The sequence below is a fragment of the Streptomyces sp. CBMA123 genome, from assembly GCF_014596465.1.
GTDB lineage: Bacteria > Actinomycetota > Actinomycetes > Streptomycetales > Streptomycetaceae > Kitasatospora.
In genome coordinates, this window is record NZ_MECK01000195.1 from 1 (window position 1) to 10,064 (window position 10,064).

Below are 10,064 nucleotides of genomic sequence, written 5' to 3' on the forward strand. Positions count from 1 at the left end.
CCCACCCGTCCGGCCGGCTCAGGGCCGCGGCGAGGCCGTCGCGGGCAGCCGCGCCGCGGCCGGCGCGCAGACCGACCAGACGCCGGCCTCCTTCCGCAGGTAGAGCGTCGTGTCGACACCGGGCCTGGTCACGTGGACGCTCGCGACATCGCCCTGGATCCTGACGTCGGAGATCTCGACCGGCGGTCCGGAGGCCCCGGGCTGCTGCTCGTCCGCCGACGGGCTCGCTTCGCCGGAGGGGAGGCCGTCGTCGGCCAGGTCGCCGGCCTCCTCCGCGCAGAGCATGCCGACGCTCGCGGCCACGTCGCCCCGGTCCACGGCGCCGGCGAACCGGTCGGCCACCTGCCGGACCCGGTCTGGTTCGCCCGGTGCCCGGTCCTTCTCGACGTACCCGACCACACCCGCCGCCACCAGCAACAGCACGGCCACTCCGAGCAGGTACGGCCAGCGCTTCCGGGGCACGCGTCGCGGGATCTCGGGTGGACTGGTCGGCGCGGGCGGCCAGAACGGGTCCTGCGTCATCGTTCGGACTCCTGTCCGTCGGCTTCGGGCCCTCGGGTCGACGGCGCGAAGTGCGACACCATCAGCTCGTCCAGCTCGGCGCCGCAGTCCCTGGCGTCGACCTCGCCCTCGTGGACGAGGGCGATCTCCCCCGGTGCGAGCTCCGGTGACAGGCAGTAGTGCACGTTCCCGCCGTCCGAGGTGACCCGGAGCAGTCTGGTCGACTCGATCTCGTCCTCGTCCCAGCCCGGGATGCCCTCCGGGAAGTCCGCGAACTCCGCCAGGGTCGTCATGTGGACGGGCCGGGCGAGACCGAAGGACGTCCCGTCGCACCCCGAGACGAATCCGGCGTGCACCCCGCGCAGGAAGGCCCGCAGCGGCTCGGGGAAGGACGGCCAGAACACCGGCTCGGGGCCGAAGGTGCGCGGGTCGTAGCCGACCCAGGAGACGAGTCCGCCGGCTTCGTCGGCCATGACGTACACCAGCGCGGCGCAGCCGTCCGTGAGGCAGGCCCGGACGTCGACGCAGCGGCCGTCCATCGCCGTCGCGAACCTCGGGACGAGGTCGAGGAAGTCCTGGTTCCACAGGGACCGTGCCATCCGGTACCGGGTCTCGGGCCGGTCGGCCAGCGCGATCGGCCGCCAGCGCTCCGGGAGCGCGGTGATCCGGTCCGAGGCCGGTTCGACGAAGGCCAGCGACCATTCGGGGAGCGTCCGCGCGATCCCGGCGGCGTCGACTGCTGTCATGTCAGCTTCCCTGGCTCTTCAGCAACTGGTCGATGATGTCCTGGAGCTTCTTGCGCGTCTCGTTCTCCAACGCGACCTGACTCGCCTGCCACTTCGGATCCACGCCCGTCATGGCAGCCGCGCTGCGCGACTGCTTCGACAGGTTCGCCGCCGAGGACAGCCACTGGAAGTTGATCGGGGCGCGGCTGATGATGAACATGTTCTCGGTGCTGAGCTTGGTGAACCCGCGCATCTGCATCAGCTCCGCCAGCGGGACTATGTGGTCCGCGCTGATCTTCGGATTGCCCCTCGCATTGGGCATGATGACCCGCCTGGAGGACGCCGGGTAGGCCGGATCCGGCCTGCCGACCGACAGCTTGGTGCCGCCCTTCAGATAGGTGTAGGGGAGGTTGCCGGGATTCCCCGCCCGGAGGGCGTCGTACAGCGGTCGGGCCGCCGAACCCTTCGGCACTCGCCAGTTCTTCCCGGGTGCGGGCGGGGGTGGTGCCGTCCACCCGGTGCCCAGGCGCCGCTTGGCGTCGTCGATCTGTGAACGCTTCGTCGGGGTCAGGTCCTTGAGGTCCATGCTGCCCGCGCCGGTGGCGTCGACCATCGCCATCATCGCCTGGAAGCAGGCCGTGTACGCGGCGACGGCCTTGGCGCTCTCCGCGTTGAGGGCCGCCGCCTCGGCGTTGTACGCCGCGAGGGCACCGCTCTGCTGGGGCGTGAACTCGTGGGGCTGGGCGTTGTGGCTCTTGATCCGGGCCTGCACCGCCTGGGCGGCCGCGTACTGCGGGGCGCACATGTCCGTCGGTGTGGCCGCCACGGCCGACGGTGCGGGAACCAGCACTGCGCCGCACAGCGCGAGTGCGGCCGCGAGAGCGGCCACCGCACTCGAACCGGACGTGCGTCGTAACGCGACCATCGACCCCTCCCCGGCTGTGACGCTGGATCCGCGCGAAACCGGGAGACTACCGGCCCGCCGCCGGGCTTGGATTGGAAAAATCTGACCTTCCTTCGGAGCGCTCAGAGCGCGACGGCTCCGTCCGCCCAGCGGGCGGCGGCCAGCCGGCCCGGCGTGGTGCCCGCCAACGCGCGGAAGTCCCGGCTGAGGTGCGCCTGGTCGTAGAAGCCACAGGCCAGCGCGACGTCGTTCAGGTCGACGCCGTCACCCGACAACAGCCCCGCGGCACGGTGGAAGCGCAGCACCCGGGCGAAGGCCTTGGGCGCCAGGCCGACCTGTTCGGTGAACCGGCGCACCAGATGCCCCTGGCTCCACCCCACTTCCGCCGCCAGCCGGGCGACCCGGATCCCTCCCGCCGCCTCGGACAGCAGCCGGCACGCCTGGGCGACCTCCGGCGCGGGGAGCGGGCCACGCCCGAGGCGGGCCAGCAGCTCGGCGTCCACCAGGTCGAACCGGGCCGCCCAGTCACGGGCCCCGGCCAGCCGCTCCACCAGCTCCTCGGCCACCGGCCCCAGCACGTGGCCGAGTTCGACCACGGTGTTGGTCAGCTCGCCCATCGGCAGCGAGAACAGCCGGTACGCCCCCAGCGGCGTCAGCTCCAGCCGGATCGCCTCCTGGCCGCCGGGGTGCGCGCACACCCGGGGGCCGTCCTCCAGACCCGCCACCAGCGAACCGACCACGGCGCCTCGCCCGGACGGCTCCCCCAAGCGGCGGACCTCGCTGAACGGCTCCGCGATGTTGATCACCACGACGGCGCGGCCGGTCGGCACCAGCCGCACCCGGTACGGCACGGGCTCCGACTCCCAGTAGCCCGCGTAGCTGTGGACGAACGGACGCAGCCCGGGATGCCGCGGACGGGCGACCCGCCACCGGCTGCCGATCCGGGTGACCCGCACACCCCGTCCGGCCGCGGCACCGTTCGCGAGCGGCCACCGGTCGTTCCGATCACAGAATCCGCTGCCCTCGGATCGCACAGGCCCTCCCCGACGTCACCTCCACCAGTGCCCGTCAGCCTAACCACCGCCGCCAACCGCCGTACCCGGCACCCGCTTCGGAGCAGCCCACCCCGGCCCCCGGCGTACCCGCAGGCGCCGGGGGCCGGGGGCCGGGCGGCGTCAGCCGGCTTCGGCGGTGGAGATCACCATCACCTTCGCCACCGTGCCGTCCTCGTCGACGGAGTCGCGCAGGTGCCGGAACCCCAGCCGCTCGCACAGCGCCAGGCTCGGGACGTTCTCCGCGCCGACCAGGCCGTAGACCTCCTTGAGGCCCAGCTCGTCGGCGGCGTAGCGGATCAGGCCGCGGACCACCTCGGTACCCAGGCCGCGGCCCCAGAACTGCGGGACGAGCGCGGCGACCAGTTCGTGGCCGTCGACGTTCCCGGTCTTCTTCACCTCGGCGTGGCCCGCGTAGGCGCCGTCCAGCCACAGGCCCCAGACGTCGAAGAGCCGCTGGGGGTAGACGTCGCTCAGGATGGCCTGGAACAGCGTGCGCAGCTGCGGTTCGGGCACCAGGTCCTGGCCCATCCAGCGGCAGACCTCCGCGTCGCGGAGCAGGGAGACGAAGGCGTCCTCGTCCTCGGGCCGGTAGGGGATGAACTCCAGGCGTTCGGTGCGCAGCACGGGGGGCATGACGGGCTCCTCTGGGTGGTCGAGGGTGGGGTCGAGGGTGGAGGGGTCAGGCGCCGGTGTTCTCCATGCGCTCGCGCAGGCTGCGCGGGCGCATGTCGGTCCACACCTCGTCGACGTGGGCGGAGCACTCGGCCTCGGTGCCCTCCTTGCCGACGGGCTGCCAGCCGGCGGGTACCTCGAGGTCGGCCGGCCAGAGGGAGTACTGCTCTTCGTCGTTGCGCAGCACCTGGTAGCGGGTGTTCTCGTCCATGTCCTTCTCCTTGGTCGTCATCGTGATCGCCATCGTGGTCGCGGTCGCGGTCGCGGTCGTAGTCGTGGTCGTGGTCGTCGGTCAGCGGGAGGCCCGGGCGTGCCGGGCGAGGTGGCGCAGGGCCTCGGCGAACTCCTCGGCCGCCCGGCGCACATCGGCCGGGTGGTGGACGGCGGGGCGGTGGTGCCAGGTGAAGGCGAGGCGGCCGTGCTGGGCCGCGCCCACCACCTCCAGCGGGTGGGAGCCGCCGTCCCTGGGGTCGTGGTCCTGGCCGCAGGAGCCGAGTTCGGCGCGGACCAGGCCCTCGCCGGGGGCCTCGGGCCGGGCGTCCCACTGGCCGAGGTAGTTGAAGACCACCTGGCCCTGGTGGCCGGCGGCGAGGCGTTCGCGGACCTCGGGCGGGCCGAAGGTGCGCAGGGCGCCGTAGCCGAGGCCGTTGCCGGGCACGGCGCGCAGTTGGCGGCGGATCGACTTCACCAGGGCGCGCCAGTCCCGGTCGGCGCCGGGCTGTTCGGGGGCGGGGACGTCGAGGCCGACCGGGAAGACGGTGGTGAACCAGCCGACCGTGCGGGACAGGTCGACGCCCTCCAGCAGGTCCTCCCGGCCGTGGCCCTCCAGGTCCAGCCGGATCCGGTCCCGCCCCGTCCAGCGGGCCAGGGCCAGGGCGAGGGCGGCGAGCAGCACGTCGTTGACCCGGGTGCGGTAGGCGGCCGGGGCGGCGCGCAGCAGGGCCTCGGTGTCCGCCTCGTCGAGTTCCACGGTGACGGCGGCGGTCTCGGTGACGGACGCGGTCTCGGTGGCGGACCCGGTCTCGGCGCCGGCCGCGTCGGTGGAGCGGCCGGGGAGGTCGGCGTGGGTCGTCACCGCCTGTTCCCAGTACGGCAGTTCGTGGTCGAGTCCGCCCTCGGCGACGTGCGCGGCGAGCCGTTGGGCCCAGTCCCGGAAGGAGGTGCCGCGCTCCCCCAGGGTGATCGCGCCGCCCTGGCGGGCCTGGTGGTAGGCGCTCTCCAGGTCGTCGCGCAGCACCCGCCAGGAGACGGCGTCGATCACCAGGTGGTGGGCGACCAGGAGCAGCAGCGGCGGGCGGTCCGGTTCGCCGGTGAACAGGGCGGCGCGCAGCAGCGGGCCGTGGGCGAGGTCGAAGCCGCCGTGCAGGTCGTCGGCGGCCTTGGCGAGGGCGGCGTCGGCGGACTCGGCGGACTGGCCGGTCAGGTCGTGGTGGACGAGGAGGTCGTCGGTGCGGGCGGGCGGCGGGTTGAACTGGTGCCAGCCGGACTCGTCGTGGGTGAAGCGCATCCGCAGCGCGTCGTGGTGGTCCAGCAGGGCGTCCAGGGCGGCGCGCAGGGCCTGGTGGTCCGGGTCGGGGCCGAGTTCCAGCAGGGCCGACTGGTTGAAGTGGTGGTGGGCGGCGCGCGGGGTGGTGAGGAACCACTCCTGGATCGGGGTCAGCGGCACCGCCCCGGTGACCGGGCCGTCGTCGGCGCGTTCGGGGGCGCCGCGCACCACGGTGGCGAGTTCGGCGACGGTCTGGTGGCTGAAGAGGTCCCGGGTGGCCAGGTGCAGGCCGTCCCGGCGCAGCCGGGACACCACCTGCATGCTGAGGATGGAGTCCCCGCCGAGCAGGAAGAAGTTGTCGTCGGCGCCGACCCGTTCGACGCCCAGGACGTCGGCCCAGATCCGGGCGATCCGGCGTTCGGTGTCGTTCCGCGGCGGGCGGTGCGGGCCGGCCGCGGCCTGCACCGGGCCGGGGTCGGGCAGGGCCCGTCGGTCGGTCTTGCCGTTGGGGGTGAGCGGCAGCCGCTCCAGCGGGACGAAGACGGCCGGGACGAGGTGCGGCGGCAGTGACTCGGCGAGCTGGGCGCGCAGTTCGAGGGCGGTGCCGGCCGGGTCGAGGGCGGTGGCGGCCTGGTCCGCGGGGACGAGGTAGGCGACCAGCCGGCCGCCGCCGGGGGCGTCGGTGCGGACGGTGACGACGGCGTCGCGCACCAGCGGGCTGCGGCGCAGCGCGCTCTCGACCTCGCCCGGTTCGATCCGGAAGCCGCGCAGCTTGATCTGGTCGTCGGCGCGTCCGCAGTACCGGAGTTGGCCGTCGGCGTCGCGGCGGGCGAGGTCTCCGGTGCGGTACATCCGGTCGCCGGGCGGGCCGTACGGGTCGGGCAGGAAGCGCTGGGCGGTCAGGCCGGGGCGGCCGAGGTAGCCGCGGGCCAGGCCGGGGCCGGCCAGGTGGAGTTCGCCGGTGACGCCGGGCGGGACGGGGCGCAGGGCGGCGTCCAGGACGTAGACCCGGGTGGCGCCGCTGGGGTGGCCGATCGCGGGGGCGGCGCCGGTGCCCGGGGTGAGCGGGCCGGTCCAGGTGGCGACCACGGTGGCCTCGGTGGGGCCGTAGGAGTTGACCATCCGGCGGCCGGGGGCCCAGGCGTCGACCAGGTCGGCGGGGCAGGCCTCGGCACCGACGACCAGGGTGCGCAGTGCGGTCAGCGCGGCGGCGTTCTCCCGGTCCAGGGTGGCCAGGGCCGCCGGGGGGATCAGGGCGTGGCTGATCCGCCGCCCGGCCAGGGCTTCGGCGAGCCGTTCGCCGACCAGCGGGCCCTCCTCGCCGGTGACCAGGGCGGCGCCGCCGAGCAGGGAGATGCACAGTTCCAGGACGGAGGCGTCGAAGCTGGGCGAGGCGAACTGGAGCACCCGGTCGCCCGGGCCCACCGCGTACTGTGCGGCGGCGGCGGCCGCGAAGGCGGCGAGTCCGGCGTGGGTGACCAGGACGCCCTTGGGGGTGCCGGTGGAGCCGGAGGTGTAGACGGCATACGCCGGGTGGCCGGGGGTGAGCGGGGTGGTGCGGTCGGCGTCGGTGGGGGCGGTGTCGGGGCCGTCGGCGGCCCAGACCTGGGCGGGGTCGTCGAGCAGTACGGTGGCGCCCGCGTCGCGGACCATGAACTCCCGCCGGCCGGCCGGGTAGTCCGGGTCCACCGGGAGGAAGGCGCCGCCGGCCTTGGCGACGGCGAGCTGGGCCACCACTGCGGCGGCCGAGCGGGGCAGGGCGACGGCGACCAGTCGCTCCGGGCCGACGCCGCGCCGGATCAGCCGGTGGGCCAGCCGGTTGGCGGCCCGGTCGAGTTCGGCGTAGCTCAGCTCGCGGTCGGTGTCGAGCAGGGCGGGTGCGTCGGGGGTGCGGGCCGCCTGCCGTTCGAACAGCGCGGGCAGGGTGGCCTCCGGCACCGGGGGGAAGTCGCCGCGGGCGCGGGCGAGTTCGGCGGCGAGCCGGTCGGGGCCGGCCAGCGGCAGGGCGCCGAGGGGGCACCGGGGGTCGTCGGCGACGGCGGTGAGCAGGGTGGTGAGCTGCTCGGCCATCCGTTCGGCGGTGGCCGGGTCGAAGAGGTCGGTGTTGTAGGTGAGGTGGCCGTGCAGCGTGTCGGGCCCGTCCTGGGCGAACTCCAGGACCAGGTCGAAGGCCGTCCGGGTGGTGTCGGTCCCGAAATCCGTCACCGCCAGTCCGGGCAGGTCGAGTTCGGCCGCCGGGGTGTTCTGGAGGACCACCAGGGTCTGGAAGAGCGGGCTGCGGCTGGTGTCGCGGACCGGCTGCACCTCGTCGACCACCCGCTCGAAGGGCACGTCCTGGTGGGCGAAGGCGTCCCGTACGGTCTGCCGCACCTCGGTGAGGAAGTCGCCGAAGGGCTGCCGGGGTTCGATCCGGGAGCGCAGCACCAGGGTGTTGACGAAGAAGCCGATCAGCCGTTGGGTCTCGGGGCGTTCGCGGCCGGCGGTGACGGTGCCGACGGCGATGTCCTGGTCGCCGCTGAGCCGGGCCAGGTAGGCCTGGGCGGCGGCGACCAGGGTGGTGAACAGGGTGGTGCCGCGCTCGCGGCCGATCCGGGCGAGCCGTCGGGCGGTGTCGGCGGGCACGGCCAGCCGGACGGTGCCGCCGTTGCTGGTGCGCACCGTGGGCCGGGGCCGGTCGAGCGGCAGCCGGATCGGTTCGACGCCCGCCAACTGCTGCCGCCAGTAGCCGAGTTGGTCGTCCGCGGCACCTGCGGTGTGCTGCCAGTGGGCGTAGTCGGCGTACTGCACCGGCAGCGGCGCCAACGGGTGTTCGGCGGAGCCGAGTTCGGCGCGGTAGAGGTGGGCGAGGTCGGTGAGCAGCACGGCGGTGGACCAGCCGTCGGTGACGATGTGGTGCAGGGTCAGGGCCAGCACGTGGTCACGGTCGGCGAGCCGGACCAGCGCGGGGCGCAGCAGCGGGCCGCCGCGCAGGTCGAAGGGGCGGGCGCGTTCCGCGGTGAGCAGCCGGCGTAGGGCCGACTCCCGCTCCCGCTCCGGCAGTTCGGACAGGTCGTGGCGCGGCAGCGGCATCTCCCGCGGCGGGTGGACGAGCTGCACGCCCTGCCCGTCGACGCCGTCGAAGGTGGTGCGCAGCGACTCGTGCCGGGCGACCAGGGCGGTCAGGGCCGCTCCGAGCGCGTCGGGCTCCAGCGGGCCGCGCAGCCGCAGGGCGAGGGCGGTCACGTACTCGGCGCCGCCGGGCGCGAACTCCTCCAGGAACCAGAGGCGTTGCTGGGCGTAGGACATCGGCGCCGCGCCGTCGCGGGCGACCGGGAGGATGGGGGCGTCGGCCGCGCCCCCGGTCCGGCCGGTGAGCAGCCGGGCCAGCCCGGCCGGGGTCGGGTGGTCGAACACCGCGCGGGGCGTGAGTTCGGTGCCGAAGGCCTCGGTCAGCCGGGTGGCGAGCCGGATGCTGAGGATGGAGTCTCCGCCGAGTTCGAAGAAGCCGTCCGTCACCCCGGGCGGCCGGATGCCCAGCACCTCGGCGAAGACCTCGGCGGTGCGGCGTTCGGCCTCGGTGCGCGGTTCGATCCGCTCGGCGCGTCCGGCGGCGTGTGCCCGGTCGGGCGCGGGGAGGGCGGCCCGGTCGACCTTGCCGTTGCGGCTCAGCGGGAGGGCGGCGAGCGGGACGACGTCGGCGGGGACGAGGTAGTCGGGCAGGGTGCGGGCGGCGAAGGCCCGCAGGTCCTCGGGGTCGACGGCGCCGACCACGTAGGCGGCCAGCCGGCGGGCGCCGGGCCGGTCGGTCCGGGCGACCACGGCGACGTCGGTGACCCCGGGGTGGGCGGCGAGCGCGGCCTCCACCTCGGCGGGCTCGACCCGGAAGCCGCGGATCTTCACCTGGTCGTCGGCGCGGCCGAGGAACTCGACGGTGCCGTCGGGGCGGCGCCGGGCCAGGTCCCCGGTGCGGTACATCCGGGCGCCGGGCGGGCCGTACGGGTCGGCGAGGAAGCGGGCGGCGGTCGCGCCGGGCCGGCCGAGGTAGCCGCGGGCCACGCCTTCGCCGGCCAGGTAGAGCTCGCCCGCGCAGCCCGGCGGGACGGGCCGCAGCCGGCCGTCCAGGACGTGGATGCGGCGGTCGTCCAGCGGACGGCCGATCGGCAGGGTGTCGGGCACCGCGGCCGGGTCGGTGAGTTCGTGGGCGGTGGCGAAGGTGGTGGTCTCGGTGGGGCCGTAGCCGTCCACCACGGTCAGCCCGGGGCAGGCGGTCAGTACCCGGCGCACGGCGGCGGCGGGCACCACGTCCCCGCCGGTCCACAGCGTCCGCAGGCCGGCGAAGCAGTCCGGCGCGTCCTGGGCGAGCAGCCGGAACAGTCCGGCGGTGAGCCAGAGCGCGGTCGGCCCCTCCGGGCCGGCCAGGCGGCGCAGCAGGGCGGCGTCCACCGGTCCGGCGGGGGCGACCAGGACGCAGCCGCCGGTCAGCAGCGGGGCCCAGACCTCGAAGGTGGCGGCGTCGAAGGCCACCGGGGAGTGCAGCAGCACCCGGGCGCAGCGGCCGTCGGCGAAGCGGCTGTCGGTGGCGAGCGAGGCGATGTCGCGGTGCCGGACGGCCACGGCCTTGGGCTCGCCGGTGGAGCCGGAGGTGTGCATCACGTACGCCAGCCGGTCGGGGTCGGCGGGCGGCAGCTGCCGGGGCGCCGGGTCGGTGCGGGCGGCGGCGATGTCCGGGGCGGTCAGCCGCA

The 10,064-nt window shown here is 75.1% G+C and carries 7 protein-coding genes; all 7 read right to left on the bottom strand.

Annotated elements, in window-relative coordinates:
- Positions 1 to 18 precede the first annotated feature (18 nt).
- A complete protein-coding gene (locus tag BG452_RS21745; protein WP_188306014.1) occupies positions 19 to 522 on the bottom strand; it encodes a hypothetical protein in 504 nt (167 codons plus the stop codon).
- Positions 519 to 1,247, bottom strand: coding sequence for a hypothetical protein (locus BG452_RS21750; RefSeq protein WP_188306015.1), 729 nt, complete (start codon positions 1,245 to 1,247; stop codon positions 519 to 521). Before BG452_RS21750 ends, BG452_RS21745 begins: the two co-directional genes overlap by 4 nt.
- A gap of 1 nt (position 1,248) precedes the next feature.
- A complete protein-coding gene (locus tag BG452_RS21755; protein ID WP_188306016.1) occupies positions 1,249 to 2,031 on the bottom strand; it encodes a hypothetical protein in 783 nt (260 codons plus the stop codon).
- A 221-nt stretch (positions 2,032 to 2,252) separates the two neighbouring features.
- Positions 2,253 to 3,086, bottom strand: a complete 834-nt coding sequence (locus tag BG452_RS21760) for a helix-turn-helix domain-containing protein (RefSeq protein WP_188306017.1) — start codon at positions 3,084 to 3,086, stop codon at positions 2,253 to 2,255.
- A gap of 219 nt (positions 3,087 to 3,305) precedes the next feature.
- The gene (locus tag BG452_RS21765; protein WP_188306018.1) at positions 3,306 to 3,818 is read right to left on the bottom strand and encodes a GNAT family N-acetyltransferase; all 513 of its coding nucleotides are present in this window, start codon (positions 3,816 to 3,818) and stop codon (positions 3,306 to 3,308) included.
- A gap of 46 nt (positions 3,819 to 3,864) precedes the next feature.
- Positions 3,865 to 4,068, bottom strand: a complete 204-nt coding sequence (locus tag BG452_RS21770; protein ID WP_317621165.1) for an MbtH family protein — start codon at positions 4,066 to 4,068, stop codon at positions 3,865 to 3,867.
- A gap of 81 nt (positions 4,069 to 4,149) precedes the next feature.
- On the bottom strand, positions 4,150 to 10,064 hold a 5,915-nt coding region (locus BG452_RS21775), incomplete at its 5' end, for a non-ribosomal peptide synthetase (protein ID WP_188306019.1).